Origin of the sequence: Chryseobacterium indologenes (genome assembly GCA_016025055.1) — a bacterium.
In the GTDB taxonomy this organism is placed as follows: Bacteria; Bacteroidota; Bacteroidia; order Flavobacteriales; family Weeksellaceae; genus Chryseobacterium; species Chryseobacterium indologenes.
Genome location: CP065590.1, coordinates 1,935,540 through 1,953,169 on the forward strand (window position 1 = coordinate 1,935,540; position 17,630 = coordinate 1,953,169).

Annotated in this window: 13 protein-coding genes and 4 pseudogenes; 9 read left to right on the plus strand and 8 right to left on the minus strand. The window is 37.2% G+C overall.

Annotated elements, in window-relative coordinates; all coding sequences use genetic code 11:
- The 4 genes and pseudogenes from H3Z85_08745 to H3Z85_08760 all read right to left on the minus strand — a co-directional run bounded on the left by H3Z85_08745 (nucleotide 1) and on the right by H3Z85_08760 (nucleotide 4,908).
- Nucleotides 1-2,045 (minus strand): annotated as a pseudogene (locus tag H3Z85_08745) (S9 family peptidase).
- Nucleotides 2,046-2,184: 139 nt separating this feature from the next.
- Nucleotides 2,185-3,324, minus strand: a complete 1,140-nt coding sequence (locus H3Z85_08750; protein QPQ53400.1) for a T9SS type A sorting domain-containing protein — start codon at nucleotides 3,322-3,324, stop codon at nucleotides 2,185-2,187.
- A gap of 162 nt (nucleotides 3,325-3,486) precedes the next feature.
- Nucleotides 3,487-4,227, minus strand: a complete 741-nt coding sequence (locus H3Z85_08755) for a uroporphyrinogen-III synthase (protein QPQ53862.1) — start codon at nucleotides 4,225-4,227, stop codon at nucleotides 3,487-3,489.
- 12 nt (nucleotides 4,228-4,239) lie between these two features.
- On the minus strand, nucleotides 4,240-4,908 hold the full coding sequence (locus tag H3Z85_08760; GenBank protein QPQ53401.1) for a DUF4271 domain-containing protein: 669 nt from the start codon (nucleotides 4,906-4,908) through the stop codon (nucleotides 4,240-4,242).
- 240 nt (nucleotides 4,909-5,148) lie between these two features.
- On the opposite strand from H3Z85_08760, the gene H3Z85_08765 reads away from it, so the two are divergent.
- The 4 genes from H3Z85_08765 to H3Z85_08780 all read left to right on the plus strand — a co-directional run bounded on the left by H3Z85_08765 (nucleotide 5,149) and on the right by H3Z85_08780 (nucleotide 8,630).
- On the plus strand, nucleotides 5,149-5,865 hold the full coding sequence (locus tag H3Z85_08765; protein ID QPQ53402.1) for a polyprenol monophosphomannose synthase: 717 nt from the start codon (nucleotides 5,149-5,151) through the stop codon (nucleotides 5,863-5,865).
- Nucleotides 5,866-5,944: 79 nt separating this feature from the next.
- Nucleotides 5,945-6,313, plus strand: coding sequence for a DUF4296 domain-containing protein (locus H3Z85_08770; protein QPQ53403.1), 369 nt, complete (start codon nucleotides 5,945-5,947; stop codon nucleotides 6,311-6,313).
- Nucleotides 6,314-6,379: 66 nt separating this feature from the next.
- Nucleotides 6,380-7,510, plus strand: a complete 1,131-nt coding sequence (gene tgt / locus H3Z85_08775; GenBank protein ID QPQ53404.1) for a tRNA guanosine(34) transglycosylase Tgt — start codon at nucleotides 6,380-6,382, stop codon at nucleotides 7,508-7,510.
- A 10-nt stretch (nucleotides 7,511-7,520) separates the two neighbouring features.
- Nucleotides 7,521-8,630 (plus strand): LptF/LptG family permease, encoded by a 1,110-nt coding sequence (locus tag H3Z85_08780; protein ID QPQ53863.1) that lies wholly within the window; start codon nucleotides 7,521-7,523, stop codon nucleotides 8,628-8,630.
- Here the strand turns inward: H3Z85_08780 and H3Z85_08785 are convergent.
- Nucleotides 8,624-9,340, minus strand: a complete 717-nt coding sequence (locus H3Z85_08785) for a biotin--[acetyl-CoA-carboxylase] ligase (protein QPQ53405.1) — start codon at nucleotides 9,338-9,340, stop codon at nucleotides 8,624-8,626. The two genes, H3Z85_08780 and H3Z85_08785, sit on opposite strands and share 7 nt — an antisense overlap.
- An 87-nt stretch (nucleotides 9,341-9,427) precedes the next feature.
- Here H3Z85_08785 and rsfS point away from each other — a divergent pair, with 87 nt between their 5' ends.
- From rsfS to H3Z85_08810, 5 genes and pseudogenes are all read left to right on the plus strand, one after another.
- Entirely contained in the window at nucleotides 9,428-9,790 is a 363-nt protein-coding gene (gene rsfS, locus H3Z85_08790; GenBank protein ID QPQ53406.1) for a ribosome silencing factor, read from the plus strand.
- A 21-nt stretch (nucleotides 9,791-9,811) separates the two neighbouring features.
- Nucleotides 9,812-11,832 (plus strand): annotated as a pseudogene (gene ftsH, locus H3Z85_08795) (ATP-dependent zinc metalloprotease FtsH).
- 136 nt (nucleotides 11,833-11,968) lie between these two features.
- Entirely contained in the window at nucleotides 11,969-12,550 is a 582-nt protein-coding gene (locus H3Z85_08800) for an LUD domain-containing protein (protein QPQ53407.1), read from the plus strand.
- A 24-nt stretch (nucleotides 12,551-12,574) separates the two neighbouring features.
- Nucleotides 12,575-13,447, plus strand: a complete 873-nt coding sequence (locus H3Z85_08805; GenBank protein QPQ53408.1) for a phosphatidate cytidylyltransferase — start codon at nucleotides 12,575-12,577, stop codon at nucleotides 13,445-13,447.
- A 4-nt stretch (nucleotides 13,448-13,451) separates the two neighbouring features.
- Nucleotides 13,452-14,105 (plus strand): phosphatidylserine decarboxylase family protein, encoded by a 654-nt coding sequence (locus tag H3Z85_08810; protein QPQ53409.1) that lies wholly within the window; start codon nucleotides 13,452-13,454, stop codon nucleotides 14,103-14,105.
- Between the two features lie 110 nt (nucleotides 14,106-14,215).
- Here the strand turns inward: H3Z85_08810 and H3Z85_08815 are convergent.
- From H3Z85_08815 to H3Z85_08825, 3 genes and pseudogenes are all read right to left on the minus strand, one after another.
- Nucleotides 14,216-14,564 (minus strand): annotated as a pseudogene (locus H3Z85_08815) (DUF1801 domain-containing protein).
- Between the two features lie 22 nt (nucleotides 14,565-14,586).
- Nucleotides 14,587-16,426 (minus strand): annotated as a pseudogene (locus H3Z85_08820) (ABC transporter ATP-binding protein).
- Between the two features lie 218 nt (nucleotides 16,427-16,644).
- The gene (locus H3Z85_08825; protein QPQ53410.1) at nucleotides 16,645-17,568 is read right to left on the minus strand and encodes a M28 family peptidase; all 924 of its coding nucleotides are present in this window, start codon (nucleotides 17,566-17,568) and stop codon (nucleotides 16,645-16,647) included.
- Nucleotides 17,569-17,630 lie beyond the last annotated feature (62 nt).

The following is a 17,630-nucleotide window of genomic DNA, read 5'->3' on the forward strand; positions in this document are numbered from 1 at the left end:
TTATCCGTTACCATTTATCTTCAGCAAAAATGCATATTCCAGCGCATCTTCCTTCAGAGATTCAAATCTTCCGCTTGCCCCTCCGTGCCCGGAACTCATGTCTGTTTTAAAGACCAGAATATTCTGATCGGTCTTTAATTCCCTTAGCTTGGCAGTCCATTTTGCAGGTTCCCAGTATTGTACCTGCGAATCATGGAATCCTGTAGTGATCAGCATGTGAGGGTAATCTTTTGCCTCTACATTATCATATGGAGAATAGTCTTTCATATAACGATAATATTCCTCATCATTTGGATTTCCCCATTCATCATATTCTCCCGTTGTCAAAGGAATAGTGTCATCCAGCATCGTGGTAACAACATCTACAAAAGGTACCTGCGCAACAATTCCGTTGAATAATTGTGGTTCATAGTTGACTACAGCGCCAACCAAAAGACCTCCTGCACTGCCACCCATCGCATACATATGTCTGGAAGAAGTATAATTTTCTTTAATCAGATATTTCCCGGCATCAATAAAATCGAAGAACGTATTTTTCTTAAACAGCATTTTTCCGTCCTCATACCATTCTCTCCCCAGGTATTCTCCTCCCCGGATGTGAGCAATTGCATACATAAATCCTCTGTCCAGAATAGACAATCTTACGTTGGAAAAACTTGCGTCTACAGTGTGTCCGTAGCTTCCATATCCGTACAGAAGAAGAGGAGTGTCTGCTGATTTTTTTGTGTCTTTGTGATACACAAGTGAAACGGGAATTTTTGTTTTTCCATCCCTGGAATCTGCCCATATCCTTTCGGAAATATAATTTTCAGGAAAAAATTTTCCCCCAGCACTTCCTGTTGTTTCAGAAGTTTCGTGGTTTTATCCTTCATATTATACTCGTAAGTAGAGCTTGGTTGAGTTAATGAAGTATATCCGTAGCGTAAAACTTCTGTGTCAAATTCAAGATTAATACCGATATACGTTGTGTAGGTTGGATCTGAGAAAGGCAGATAATGAGATTCCTGTGTTTTCTCATCTATAATTTTGATCTGTAAAAGACCTCTTTCTCTTTCTTCCAGTACCAGATAATCTTTAAAAATTTCAAAACCTTCCAGCAAGACTTCAGCACGGTGAGGGATCACATCTACCCAGTTTTCCATACCACAGTTGTCGATCTTCGTTTTTACAATCTTAAAGTTGATGGCATCGTCAGCATTGGTGATGATATAGAACTCATCTTCATAATGTTCTACAGAATATTCAAGATCATCTATTCTTGGCTGAATTATGGTCCAGTCTGCAAAAACATTGTCAGAAGGAATAAAACGATGCTCATCAGAAATTGTACTGGAGCTTGCAATAAAGATATATTGTAATGATTTTGTTTTAAAAACGTTGACATCAAAAGTTTCATCCTTCTCATGAAAAATAAGGACGTCTTCCGAAGAATCCGTTCCCAGCTCATGTCTGTAAACCTGAAATGCACGGAGGCTTTTATCTTTTCTGATGTAAAAGACATGCTTATTATCATTGGCCCAAACTGCCTTTCCTGTAGTGTTGGGAATGATGTCCGGAAGAATCTCTCCGGTCTTTAAATTTTTGAAGTTTAATGTATAAATTCTTCTTCCTACGTTATCGGCAGAAAAAGAAGCCATTTCGTTATCAGGGCTTACTGCTACACTTCCTACTTCAAAGAAACTTTCCCCTTCTGCTAAGATATTGACATTCAGAACGATTTCTTCTTCATTGTCAAGGCTGCCTTGTTTTCTGCAGAATATAGGATATTCTTTACCTTCTTCATAGCGTACAATATACCAGTATCCGTTAAAGAAATAGGGTAGCGATTCATCATCTTTTTTGTAGCGGGCTTTCATTTCTTCGAAAAGCTCTTCCTGAAGCTCTTCAGTATCCTTCATGATGAATTCTTCATACGCATTTTCTTCCTCAAGATATTTGATGACATCGGGATTTTCCCTTTCGTTGAGCCAGAAGTAGTTATCTGTCCTTCTGTCGCCGTGTATTTCTAATATTTTCTCTATTTTTTTTGCCTGTGGAGCTTTCATCCGAATATTTTAATTTGTTCCGTCTTTGTATTCTACCTTTAGTAAATACGGAGGTTTTATTTCAATGTTAATTCTTGTTCAAATATAAGAAAGGCTATCAAATTTTTGATAGCCTTTTCACTAATATTGGAGAATAAGCTTATTTTTTTATGGTTTTTATTGTTTTGATACTACCATATTTCATTTTTAAAGTAATGAAATATAACCCTTCTTTTAAATCTTTCAGCTCTATTGAAGAGGTCGGCTTTTCAATTGTTTTGATCAATTTTCCTGAAGTATCTATAATCGAAATTGATTGTACACCGGATATGTCAGAGATGGTAAGCTGATCAGTAAAAGGGTTTGGAGATGCGGTAATTTCCTTTTTGTTGTCGGCTACTTCATGAGTGGATAGCGGAGTGTCATCGTAGGCTGAAATTTGAAATTCTCCACTACTTATATCAGAGTTATATTTCCAGACGCTGACGTATAAGGTTGTTCCCGGAGTTTGCCCGGTCAGTAAAATAGATGAGAAGGCATCCTGGATATTGTCATCATTACAATCGATTTCTGTTAAAGATCCACAGGTACCACTATAAACGCTCAAAACAGTGTCGTCAAAATCAGAACCTGGAGCTTGTTGAGTTTCTATCTTCAGATTTCCACTTTGTGGTACTGTTACTGTAAACCAAACATTTTCAATAGCATAGGGATTGCATGAAGGGAGAGAGCCGTCAGTAGTTGCGTTTGTATTGCCTTTTGTAATTGCTCCCGATGCGAAATCATTACCAACATTGAGAGGGATTGCCTCCGAGCAATCATCATTGACTGGTAAAATTGGGTCATAGGCTGAAATTTGAAATTCTCCACTACTTATATCAGAGCTATATTTCCAGACGCTGATGTATAAGGTTGTTCCCGGAGTTTGTCCGGTCAGTAAAATAGACGAGAAGTCATCCTGACTATTATCATCATTACAATCGATTTCTGTTAAAGATCCACAGGTACCACTATAAACGCTCAACACAGTGTCGTCAAAATCAGAACCTGGAGCTTGTTGAGTTTCTATCTTCAGATTTCCACTTTGTGGTACCGTTACTGTAAACCAAACATTTTCAACAGCATAGGAATTGCATGAAGGGAGAGAGCCGTCAGTGGTTGCTCCGGTATTGTCTGCTGTGATTGCTCCTGATGCGAAATCTGTTCCAACACTTAAGGAGGTTGCTTCTGTACAATTGTCATTTTGCGCATTTACAAATACAATTGTGAATAAAAATAAACAAAATAATAATTTTTTCATAGGGTAGGTTTTCAACAAATATATAAAAATCCCCATTAAGTGAAAAAAATATTGCTGTAATATTTTGTTTTTCAATGTATAACCAATGAGTGTGTCTTTTTTTTAATAAAAAAACCATCTTTCCTGTATGAAAAGATGGTAATGTTTATTCTTGTATTAAAACTATTTATGAAGAGCTTTAATATATTTTTCCAGGGCCATGGTCATAGAAGGAGTTTCCTTCGTAGGAGCCATTAAATCCACCTTTAGTCCAGCTTCTTCTGCTGCTGCTAAAGTGGTGTTTCCAAAAACCCCTATTTTTGTTTCATCCTGCTTGAAATCCGGGAAATTCTGCTGCAAAGACTTGATTCCTTGTGGGCTGAAGAAGATCAACATGTCATAATCTTTAATGTTGATATCTGTAAGGTCACTACATACCGTTCGGTACATGATGGCTCTTGTCCACTCCACGTTAGCAGAATCCAGGGTTTTTACAATATCCGGACTTAAAACATCTGAAGATGGCAACAGATACTTCTCAGTTGGGAATTTTTTGAACAAAGGAAGCAGATCAGAGAAATTTTTCTCGCCGAAGCTGATCTTTCTTTTTCTGTACACAATATGCTTTTGAAGATAGTTGGCAATTGCTTCCGACTGGCAGATGTATCTCATCGTATCCGGCACTGCAAAACGCAGTTCTTCTGCAAGTCTGAAGTAATGGTCAATCGCATTTTTACTGGTAAAAATGATACCGGTATATTGCGTTAAATCAATTTTTTGTGTTCTAAGTTCTTTGTTGTCAACTCCTTCAACGTGGATAAATGGACGGAAATCAATCTTTATTTTTTCCTTCTTCGCTATATCCAAATATGGAGAAGACTCACTAGGCGCTGGTTGAGAAACCAATATGGACTTTATTCTCATCATTGACTTTTATTAAAAAAATAACAACTTCCAAAGCAGTAATAATGGTGCGATTTGGAGGGTGCAAATATACAAAAATTTATAATACCATTTCTCCGGAAGAATCTTGTTCTTGTGAAATAAATAGAAAAAGACCTTGAAAACGAATACAAAAGAAAAGAAGAAAATGTAATACAAAAACATTTTATTTCTGTCTATGGGGAAGTAATAGTGGGTTACACACAGAATTATTAACAAAAATGACAGAATAAAGTAAAATTTTGTGGAGGTGAAGTAAAATATTGTCCATTTTTTTCCATCTCCTATACTTTGATAAAATAAAAACCCTAATGTCGATTTTATAAGATAAAAAAACAGTACGGCCAATAAAGTATACCCAAATTTATTCAACTGGTACCCGAAAAGCTGAAGATCTGCAATATATTTCGGAACTATAGGAATATATTGGGAAATTAAAACCGATAAAGTCAGGGTCGTCACACATGAAGTGATGATCCAGCTCGGCAGGTTGTTGCTCGCATCAAAATATTTTTGAAGCAGGAAATCTTTAAGGGTGGCATCTCTTTCTATAATGTTCATCATAAAAACATACAAAAATATACACCCTACGAGTATAAAAATTACCCAATCATTATTTTCAGGTATTCTTACATGATTAACAAAGTTTTGTGACGACAGCAAAATTTAATTTTTTAATGTTTTTGGTCTTACGCTTTATAACATGGATATGGCATAGGTTTTATTATGCTTAATCAATGATTGGATGGCAAAATATATTATTCTCCGGATTTTGCCTACCCCAGAAACTGTTGAATAAAAGTCTCTGTGTCAATGGCATTATCTTTCGAAAATATTTTTGCAAAATTATAGATTATTTTGTATAAAATAAAAAGGTTAAATAAACTATCTTTGCAAACTGAAATGAAAAAACTAGTCATTATCCCAACCTATAACGAAAAGGAAAATATTGAAAATATTATTTCCGCGGTTTTTGCATTGGAAGATGACTTTCATATCTTGGTAGTGGATGACTCATCTCCGGATGGAACTGCAGAGATCGTAAAGGAATTACAGAAAAGGTATCCGCACTATTTGCACTTGTCGATAAGACATGTAAAAGATGGTTTGGGAAAAGCGTACATCCATGGCTTTAAGTGGGCCATCGAGAATAAATATGATTATATTTTCGAAATGGATGCAGATTTTTCACATAATCCCAATGACCTGCCCAAGCTTTTCGAAGCCTGCCTGAACGCAGATATGGCTATCGGATCCCGCTACTCAAAGGGAGTGAATGTGGTCAACTGGCCGATGGGGAGGGTTTTACTTTCTTATTTTGCATCAAAATATGTGAGATTTGTTCTGGGGCTTCCGATTCATGATACCACAGCCGGTTTCGTGTGCTTCTCAAGAAAAGTCCTTGAAGAAATTGGCTTGGATAATGTGAAATTAAAAGGATATGGATTTCAGATAGAAATGAAATTCAGAGCGTATAAAAAAAGTTTCAGAATTGTAGAGGTTCCTATTATATTTACCAACAGAATTCTGGGAGAAAGTAAGATGAATGGAGGAATTATCCATGAAGCTGTTTTTGGTGTCTTAAACTTAAAGTGGAAGTCCATCATCAACAGGTTATAAAATGGAGCATAATTTGTTCTTCTAAGCAAGAGAAATAGATGTAAAGTTCTAAGACCTTTAAAAATAATGAGATAAACTGATGAGAAAGCTGATTCTTGTTTTTGTTTTGCTGGGCCTGTTTTCATGCAATGATTTTATCGATAAGCCTAAAAACCTTATCGATGAAAAAGTGATGGCTGAAGTGATTGCAGATCTTATGCTCAATGAGCAGGCTACTTTTATGTATCAGGACAGGAATATGGAGGCAGGAACAAGATTTGTTCTGAACACTCACCATATAAAACCGGATGATTTTGTTCAAAGCTTTAAATATTATATCATTAAAGAAAAAATGGAAGGCATCACCAATGATGCCCAGGAGATCCTGATGAAAAAAGATCCGAAAGCAGATAAATATATAAAGGACAAATTGAAGCAAAACGGAAACATGACGCCTTTAGTGAGGTAAATTGGGAAACGGGTTTTCCCGGAGCAAAAGATAATCACTGGAAGCAGCAAAGAAAAAGTAGTACGAATGAAATTTTTTAATATAGAAAAAACCTCTGAAGGAAAAGCTAGAGCAGGGGAAATCACCACAGATCACGGGAAAATTCAGACTCCTATTTTTATGCCTGTGGGAACTGTAGCAAGCGTGAAAACAGTTCATCAGAGAGAATTAAAAGAAGACATAAAAGCCCAGATTATCCTGGGTAACACCTACCACCTTTACCTTCGTCCCGGTATGGAAACCATGCAGGCAGCAGGTGGATTACATAAATTCATGAATTGGGATCTTCCCATTCTTACCGATTCAGGAGGCTTTCAGGTGTTCTCGCTAGCTAGCAACAGAAAAATGACAGAAGAAGGAGCGAGATTCAAATCCCATATTGACGGAAGCTATCATATGTTTTCTCCGGAAAGATCAATGGAGATCCAAAGACAGATCGGAGCAGATATCTTCATGGCTTTTGACGAATGTACACCGTATCCTTGTGAATATAACCAGGCAAAATCATCTATGGAGCTGACACACCGTTGGTTGAAGAGATGTATTGAATGGACGAATGACAATCCTGAATTGTATGGCCATAAGCAAAGACTTTTCCCGATTGTTCAGGGGTCAACCTACTCAGATTTAAGAAAAATTTCCGCAGAAGTGATTTCCGAGGCAGGTGCTGAAGGTAATGCTATCGGAGGCTTATCTGTTGGTGAGCCTGAAGAAGAAATGTACAGAATCACCGATGAAGTGACAGATATTCTTCCTAAAGAAAAACCAAGATACCTGATGGGCGTGGGAACACCATGGAATATTCTGGAATCTATAGGGTTGGGAATTGATATGATGGATTGTGTGATGCCTACAAGAAATGCGAGAAATGCAATGCTTTTCACATGGCAAGGCGTAATGAACCTCAAAAATGAAAAGTGGAAGCAGGACTTTTCGCCTTTAGATGAATTTGGAACCAGCTTTGTAGATCGTGAATATTCAAAAGCGTATCTTCGTCACCTGTTTGTATCCAAAGAATATCTGGCAAAACAGATTGCTTCTATCCATAACCTTGCATTTTATCTGGATTTGGTGAAAGTAGCAAGAGAACACATTATCGCAGGAGATTTCTACGAGTGGAAAAACTCCGTGGTTCCTGTTCTGAGACAAAGACTATAAGAAAATTATGATCAAAATTGTAGACAAATATATCATCAAAAAATACCTTGGAACTTTCAGTTTCATGCTGGTGCTCTTGTCTATTGTAGTACTGGTTATCGATGTTCAGCAGAAAATTCCTAGAATAGAAAATGCAAAAGCAATCGATCCCAAGCTTGACCTTACGTACTTCCTGATTCATTTTTATCCTTACTGGATTATTAATCTTGTAGTCACTTTTCTCTCTATTCTGGTATTTATCACGGTAATTTACTTTACCTCCAGGATGGCCAATAATACCGAAATCGTGGCGATTATCAGTAGTGGGGCAAGTTTCCACAGGTTCTCAAAACCTTATCTGTATACTTCGATTTTAATTGCGGTGATGTCACTTTTGGTATATCACATGATTCTTCCCTGGGCGAATATTAAAAAAAATGAATTAGAAGCCTATACCTATAATGCCGCTAATAAAGAGAGAATTCTCGGAACCGCACCCGCTTCTTCACAGCTCAGTAAGACAGAATACATATTTGTCGATTCATGGAACAAAAGAGAAAGAAGAGGCTCCAGCTTCGTGTATCAGAAGTTTGATAAAGACAGAAAAATGGTATACGAGCTTAAAGCAAGTGAAGTATATTGGGACAATACAAAAAAACAGTTCGTCTTAAATAATTACTATGAAAAGACGATCAATAAAGATAATTCTGAAAAATTAAGCAATGGTGTAGAGCTGAGGAAAAATTATAGCCATTCTCCGGAAGAACTATTTCCTAACGAACTTCTCGGGCAGAATAAAACCACACCTGAACTTCTGAAGTTTATTGAAAGAGAGAAGGCGAGAGGAAACAGTAACCTCAATTCTTATCTGAACGAGCTTCATCAAAGAACTTCAATGCCTGTTTCCATCATTATTTTAACGTTCCTTGCCCTTTCGCTTTCATCTCAAAAGAAGAGAGGAGGACTGGGGATTAACCTTGCAATAGGAATTTCACTGGCGTTTCTTTTTGTTTTCTCCTTTGAGGCCTTAAAAGTCGTGTCAGAAAATAAGAGTTTGCCGCCTGCTTTAGCCATGTGGCTTCCGAATCTGGTATTCCTGCCGCTTACCCTGTATCTTTACCTTAAAAGAGCTAATCAGTAAAGTAGCTTTACTTCCTTGTGATAAAAAGAGCGTAATCCGTCATTTTCCAGTTCGATCCAGAGTTCACCCTTTTCATCGGCATAACGGATGATGCCATTTTGTCGCTCTTTTTCAATTTCAAAGACCGATATTTCGTCCCTACGGAACAAATTTTTGTTGAAGTTATCAAGAATTTCCTTTTCAGAAGGTATATTTCTAAGTTTTTCACACAAAAATTCATGAAGATGTAAACTAAAGTCTTCCAGGTTAAATTCTTTACCCGTTTGGGTCAGCAGTGATCCTGCATTCGTTATTTCATCAAATTTTTCCTGAAGAATATTGATTCCTGCCCCGATAATGAAATAATTATTTTGATTAATTCTTTTCTTTTCAATCAGAATTCCAACGATTTTTTTACCTTTAAGGATAATATCATTCGGCCACTTAATTTTTACGTCAGAATCAGCCAAATTGGCAAGGAAATCCCTGATCATATTTGCGGTATAATAATTGAATATAAAGTCGGAGCACAGAATGTTGTGAGTATTCACTGCCAGCGTATATGCCAGGTTTTTTCCGGCAGTCGGAATCCATACATTTCCATACTGACCCCGGCCTTTTGTTTGGCTAAAAGTATGAAGTCCTATAAAATTCGAATTTTCATAAAGTAAAAACTTTGATATTTCGTCATTAGTAGAAGAGCATTCTTTCAGGTAGAATAGTTGACTCATTTAAGAAAACTTTAAGACATTAAGGGGGTAAAAGTAAGGTTAAAGTAAAGAAAAAACAATAAATTTGCAGATTATAGTATTTTTTTAATGAATAAAACAGCAGAAAAACAAGCACTAATAGATAAAATCGTTGAAGCTCTTCAAGATGTAAAAGGAGAAGATATTATGATCTTCGATCTTTCAAACATTGAAAACTCTGTAGCAGAGACGTTCGTAATATGTAGCGGAAACTCAAATACACAGGTGGCCGCATTAGCTGGAAGTGTAGAGAAAAAAGTAAGAAACGATCTTAAAGACAGACCATGGCACGTAGAAGGTACCGAAAACGCGATGTGGGTCCTGGTAGATTACGTTTCAGTAGTGGTTCATATATTCCAGAAAGACGTACGTGAGTACTATGATATAGAAGAGCTTTGGGGTGACGCAGTCATTACCAAAATTGAAAATTAATATAAATTTTAAAAAGTATAAATGAATAATAAAGGATTCAACTGGTTCTTTCCTATTGCAATCATAGCTCTTTTGCTATTTTTTGGCTCCAATTTTTTAGGAGGTGATAGTGCAAAATCTATTGATGAAGATGGTTTCTTTAGAGAAATGCAGGCGGGGAAAGTCCAGAATATAATTATATACAAAGACACAGAGAAAGCTGACGTTTTCCTTACAAAAGCAGCAAAGACGGCAATGGTAAATAAAAATGCCAACCAAAACAACCCTCTTTCTGCATTCGAAATGGCTCCAAAAGCAGATTTTTCTGTAAAATATGGAGACCTTCAGCTTTTCCTTCAAAAATTTGAACAAATTAAAGCAACCAATCCGGCGATTACCACAACAAAAGATTACGGAGCAGGTAAAAATCCTTTCATGGATATCCTGGTTTCTGCATTGATCTGGATTGCTATTTTAGGATTATTCTACTTCCTTCTTTTCAGAAAGATGGGTGGTGGCGGAGGTCCTGGCGGACAAATCTTCTCTATCGGAAAATCGAAAGCCAAGCTTTTTGACGAAAAAGAAAGAATTCAGGTAACATTTAAAGATGTTGCAGGACTGGAAGGTGCTAAAGAAGAAGTACAGGAAGTTGTTGATTTCTTGAAAAATTCTGAAAAATATACCAAATTGGGAGGTAAAATTCCTAAGGGAGTCCTTTTGGTGGGGCCTCCGGGAACCGGTAAGACCTTATTGGCTAAAGCTGTTGCCGGTGAAGCTAAAGTTCCGTTTTTCTCACTTTCAGGTTCTGATTTTGTAGAAATGTTTGTGGGAGTAGGAGCTTCAAGAGTAAGAGATCTTTTTGCCCAGGCAAAAGCAAAATCTCCTGCAATTATCTTCATTGACGAGATTGATGCCATCGGACGTGCAAGAGGAAAAAACAACTTCTCCGGCGGAAACGACGAAAGAGAAAACACCCTGAACCAGCTTCTTACTGAAATGGATGGTTTCGGAACAGATACGAATGTGATCGTAATGGCAGCGACCAACAGAGCAGATATCCTTGATAAAGCTTTAATGAGAGCAGGACGTTTTGACCGTTCTATCTATGTGGACCTTCCGGAATTACATGAAAGAAGACAGATCTTTGACGTTCATTTAAAGAAAATCAAGCTGGATGATAATGTAGACAGGGAATTCCTTGCAAAGCAGACACCTGGATTCAGTGGGGCCGATATTGCGAACGTATGTAACGAAGCAGCTCTTATTGCGGCAAGAAATAACCATACTTCAGTAACAAAACAGGATTTCCTTGATGCCGTAGACAGAATCATCGGTGGTCTTGAAAAGAAAAATAAAGCAATCAAACCTTCTGAAAAAGAAGAGTGGCTTACCACGAAGCAGGTCACGCAACAATTTCATGGTTGGTAGAACATGCTTCACCACTTCTAAAAGTGACGATCGTTCCAAGAGGACGTTCATTAGGGGCGGCATGGTATCTTCCGGAAGAAAGACAGCTTACGACGACTGAGCAGATGTTGGACGAAATGTGCGCAACACTGGGAGGGAGAGCAGCAGAGCAGGTGATTTTCAACAATATTTCAACAGGAGCACTTTCTGACTTGGAAACAGTAACGAAGAGAGCTCAGGCCATGGTGACGATCTACGGATTAAGCCCGAATATCGGTAATATTTCTTACTACGACAGCTCAGGTCAGTCTGAATATTCTTTTGGAAAACCTTATTCTGAAGAAACAGCCACAAAAATTGATGCTGAGATTAAAGCCATCATCGAAAATCAATATGAAAGAGCTGTAAGAATTCTTGCAGAAAATAAAGATAAGCTTGATGCATTGGCCAATAAGCTTTTAGAAAAAGAGGTGATCTTCCGTGAAGACTTAGAAGAAATTTTCGGAAAGAGAGCATGGGATCCTGAATTGACAGAGAAACCGGTTACCAATACCATTCCTGAAAAAGAACAACAGGAAATGTTGGAAACTCCTCAGATTAAAGAAAAAGAAGAGGAAAGCGAAATACAGGCGCCTGAAAGCCCTACGCAACTTTAAAAAACCTCTTAAATAGGATAAATAAAACCTGACAACTGTAAAATTGTCAGGTTTTTTCATATTTAAAGAGACATTTTTGGAATCTATTGTAATTAATTTTCTATTTTTGTATAAAGTTGACTAAAAATAGATTAAGTTGAATTTATTCAAGAGGATTGTAAGCAAACTTACCAACCAGCCTGAGGAAGAGGAAAAACAGAGTCTGGAGAAGCTTGGGGATTCGCTCAAAAATGCGGATCTCGACTATAAGTTTGCGCAATTATTTACGCATTCGGGAGGATTTTTTAATTATTGTGCAGATGAAGCGGAGGCTCTACAAACTTTAAATCAAATTATTAAAATAGAAGGTATAAGAAACCTTTTCTGTTGGGACAAAGAACTTCAGAACTTTTTGAATGTTGTGAAGTCTCCCTATACGTCAGAATTGCAACCGTCTAATGATGCAGCATTCATTACCTGTGAATACCTGATCGCTTATGACGGAAGAATTATGCTTTCTCATAATAATATTCTCCATTATCATTCTTCAAGGCTGCCGGATAGAATTATCATTATTGCCAATGTTTCACAGATTGTAAACAACCTGAATGATGCCATGGGGAAAATAAAAAGGAACGGAAATATCAAGAATCTTACTTCCATCAGCGGAAGCCAGTCAAAAATGGATAGTTCTTCGAATTCCAATACCAAATTGTTTTTATTACTGCTTGAAGATTAAGCAGCCACTTCTAAATTGTAAATTTTGGACAAAAACCTTATTCAAAGAACCATTTCAGGCCTGGTGTATGTAGCCGTTATCATTCTTTGTACCACTCCGTTGGGAGCACAGCTCATCAACAGTATCGTTCCCGGCCTTATTCAACAGCAGTACCTATATCATGGATTAATGAGCCTTTTGCTGGTTGTAGGAACCTGGGAATGTATCAAAATCATGAAATTCGGGAAAGGATATGAGAAATGGGTCGTTTTTCCGTTGGTCATTTTTATATTTTATATTTTTTCCAAAAGATATTTCCACCACGATTTCTTTTTTGATTTCAGACTGAGTGAAATCCTTGCTCTTGCATTGATAGGGATCGCTGTGGTTACTTTATTTAAATTTCCCAACGAATTATACTTTGACAGTGGTAAACTTATTTTTACAGTCATTTACGTAGCGCTCCCGTTCAGTTTCGCATTAGGATTACCAAAGTTCTCCAGCTATAACGATAACTTCTCTCTGGAAGTTCTTTTCCTGTTTATTTTAATATGGAGTAGCGATACCTTTGCTTATCTGGTAGGGAAATTCTTTGGAAAACATAAAATGGCCCCTAAAATTTCCCCTAAAAAGACATGGGAAGGATATGCAGGTGGAGTAGTGCTGACACTGGTTTTATCTTACTTTATCGAGCATTATCAGCCGGAACTGAGAGGAAACTGGATGGTTGTTGGATTTCTTGTTGCTGCCTTTGCCCCACTGGGAGATCTGGTGGAGAGTCAGCTGAAAAGAAATTTCGGCGTAAAAGACAGTGGAAACATCATTCCGGGGCATGGTGGTGTATTAGATAGGTTGGATAGTTTCATAATCTGTGTTCCTGTCGTATATTTGTACTTTATTTTAGAAAAATTTATATAGTCTCATGAAATTGCATAGAGAATCAAAAGGAACAATCACCGTAGCGACGATCCTTTTTTTGTTAGTGGGAGCGCTGGCGATTTACTTCCTTAAAATATGGTCACTGGTGATCATCATGCCTTTGTTGGTTATTTACTGTCTTGTATTCTGGTTTTTCAGAGTTCCGGATCGTACTATTCTCGATCACAAAGAAAATGTAATCGCACCGGTCGACGGAAAAGTTGTAATGATCAAGGAAGTAGAAGAGAATGAATTCCTTCAGGGAAAGGCCATTCAGGTTTCTATTTTCATGTCTCCACTGAATGTACACATTTGTAGATATCCGGTGACCGGAAAAGTGATCTACAAAAAATATCATCCGGGGAAATATCTCGTAGCATGGCACGAAAAGTCTTCTACAGAAAATGAAAGAACGACGGTAGCAGTAGAAACGCAGACGAACCATAAAGTGGTCTTCAGACAGATTGCGGGATATGTTGCCAGAAGAATTGTTTTTTACTGTAACGAAGGAGATCAGGCAAAAGCCGGACATGAATTCGGTTTCATCAAGTTCGGATCAAGAATGGATGTATTCCTTCCTCTGGATACTGAAATTGTGTGTCAGATCGGAGATATCACAAAAGGGGGTCTGGATGTGATCGCCAAACTGAAACACTAAGATTTATCATCAATCATAAAAAAGATCGTTCTCAAAAGGACGATCTTTTTTATTGTAAATCCACAGATTGTCACCTGTGAGGAGAGAGTATCTGAACCTATTATTTGATCTTAAGCTTTTATATATGGTTTTATTTCATCCAGAAGCCTTAATATCAGCTCCAGTGGCAAATCTTGCTCGGCGTCAATTAAAAGGATTTTAAACTTCTTTCTGCCATCCTGGGTCAATTCAGGATAGTCCAGTTTATCACCGTGGTAAAAACTGATGTAATGCTTCCGGTACTTTTTGCTGTAATAAAAATAACAGAGCATTTTTTTTTGTATTTGATAAAGGGAAGACCAAAGCTGAAGGTTTCCGTAATGTTTTCTGTATCAGAAGCCAGTATCTTTTCCCTTAAAAAAGAAGAGCACTTCTTTCAGGCTCTTCGATTCTGTAGAAATACTCTTGTATAGGGTTCATATTTTGAAATTCTTGAAATACATTAGTCGAAATTCTGAAGTTCGACAAGCTTATTATACATTCCTTTTTTAGCGATAAGATCGTGGTGGGTACCTTGTTCTACAATGTCTCCTTTTTCCATTACCACAATCCAGTCTGCTTTCTGGATGGTCGAAAGTCGGTGGGCAATCACCAGAGAGGTTCTGTTTTCCATCATTTTTTCTAAAGCATCCTGTACAAATCTTTCGGATTCGGTATCAAGGGCTGATGTTGCTTCATCAAGAATCATGATTGGAGGGTTCTTTAGGACAGCCCTTGCGATAGAAACTCTTTGTTTCTGTCCTCCCGACAGCTTGTTTCCGTCATCCCCGATATTGGTATCATATCCTTCCGAAAGATTGGTGATGAAATCGTCTGCATTGGCTATTCTGGCTGCTGCAATTACTTCTTCTCTCGTGGCGTCAGGTTTACCCATCAAAATATTATTGTATACCGAATCATTGAATAATACGGACTCCTGGGTTACCATTCCTAAAAGCTGACGGTATTCCTGTAATTTCAAATGTTTGATATCTGTACCGTCGATAAGAATTTCTCCTTCTGAAACATCATAAAATCTGGCTAAAAGGTTAGCTATGGTCGTTTTTCCACTTCCGCTTTGCCCGACTAATGCTACAGTTCTTCCTTTCGGAATCGTCAGGTTGAAATTTTTAAGGATAAGATTGGATTTATCATAGTAGAATCCAATATTTTTAAATTCAATATTATTTTGTAAGGTAGAAATAGAAACCGGTTCTGCAACTTCTTCGATTTTTACATCAGCATCCAGGATTTCCAATACTCTTTTCAGAGAAGCTTCCCCTTTCTGTACGTTGGAAATGGAAGTGGATAAACTTTTTGCAGGAGGCAGGATCTGGAAGAACAATCCAAGGAAAACAAGGAAATCTGCAGGAGAAATACTTTGTTCAACAATAATCTGTTTTCCTCCGTACCAGGCAATGATTAAGAACGTAATAGAACCTAGGAATTCGCTCATAGGAGAAGCTAATTCTTTCTTCCTTCCTAAACTGATGGAGCTCGAGATCCACTTGTTCATGGATCTCATAAAACGATTATCCATGATCTTCTCCGCATTAAAGATTTTAATAACTTTTGAAGATTTTAAAGTCTCATCTACAATAGAGAAGATCGTTCCCATTTCATTTTGTGCTTCGTGAGAATCTTTCTTAAGACTTTTTCCTACCAAAGCGATCATGGTTCCCATAACGGGTAAAACCAATAGAGAGAAAAGGGTCATTTCCGCACTTAAAAAGAATAAACTTACCAAAGTACTGATCAGCATAAAGGGTGCATTGATAAGTTCCACTAAACTTCCCAGAATATTTCCTTCAACTTCTCCAACATCATTAGACATACGGGACATCAGATCTCCTTTTCTGCTTTCTGTGAAAAATGAAACCGGTAAAGAAAGTATCTTTCTGTACATCGCGCCACGAAGATCTTTTGTAACGCCAACACGGTAGTTGATCAACAGGAAAGCACCAAAATATCTGAACATATTTCTCAGTAAAAACATGAACGCAGTGATGATACACAGCCATGCAAGGACTTTCAGGGCACCATATTCACCTACAAGGTTCTGGATATAGTAGTTGGAATAGTCTTTTACATAGGTGAAAAAAATCAAGAAACTCACCGGAATAAACGGGTGCGGTCTCATATTTTTCCGGTTTAATGGTGCCAAAAAGCATTCCCAGTACCGGTAAAATAGTACCTAAGGAAGCAATCTGAAATACGGAGTACAGGATATTGAAAAATAAACTTCCGTAGATGTATTTTTGATGCGGTCTCGCGAATTTCAGGATTTTTTTATATTCGTTCATTCAATGAAAAAATTGGATAGCAAAATTACGTAAAATTACAAGATAAGACGTTCTTAATCCTATTTTACTTTAATTAATATGTTTTAAAGGATTTGTTTTTGTTACAACTAAATATAATCTGCCAATGTTTTTTTATTATTATAGAATAAGATACCGTATCGCACAGATATTGATGAAAAAAACAAACCGTCCTCAGGACGGTTTTTATGGCAATGAAATCAATTAAAATTTACCTGGTCATTATATTTCGGACTGAAATTATGAGGATTTAATTTTTCCAGTGTTTTCCCGAAATTGTTGATGATTTGCGTCATATTATCAAAGTCAACGATGTTGATGTCATCATTTTCATGATGATAATGCGTCGCCTTACTCATATCTACTGTTGAAAATGAATGAGCAATGATTTTCTTCTTTACAAAACTTACGTTGTCTGAACGATAAAATAATTGCTCTCTTGCATAAGGGTCTGCGTTTATTTTTAATCCGTTTGCGGCACTTTTGTTAAATAATTCATCCAAATCCGAAAAGCTGTCGCCTGTCATATACAGTGCATTTTTCCCCCATTGAGATTCTGTGGCAACCATTTCAAAATTGAAAAGAGCGGTCATATTCTGATAGATTTTGTCAAGGTTTTTATCCTGTGAGATAGCTGTAGAACCCAGCATTCCTTTTTCCTCGCCATTAAAAGCCATAAAAACCATAGAAAAATCCGGTTTTTTATTTTTAAAATAATCTGCAATACCTACCAGAGTGGTAATTCCGCTGGCGTCATCATCTGCACCGTTGTAGATATTGTCTCCCGTTTTATTGCTGGTTCCGATATGGTCAAAATGTCCGGAGAATCCAAGGTATTTATCATTTTTTCCCTTTTTAACACCACATACGTTATAGGCCTTTTTTCCTTTGTATTCAAAAGGAATCAGATAAGAATTTCCAGTGCAGTAATCGAGATTGTTTTCCTTGAAAAGAGTGGCTATATATTGGGCGGCATTCTCATTTTCCGGTGTCCCAATCTCTCTGCCTTTCATTTCATCTGATGCTAATGTTGAAAGAATAGTCTTTACTCTTTCTTTTGAGATTTCCTGTGCAAAAGTACAGATGGAGAATAGGGATACTATAAGATAACTTAGTTTTTTCATTGGCTTTCAATTAAAGATTATAAGATCTGTCGTAGTTTAGACCGAAACGTTGCAGGAAGGTA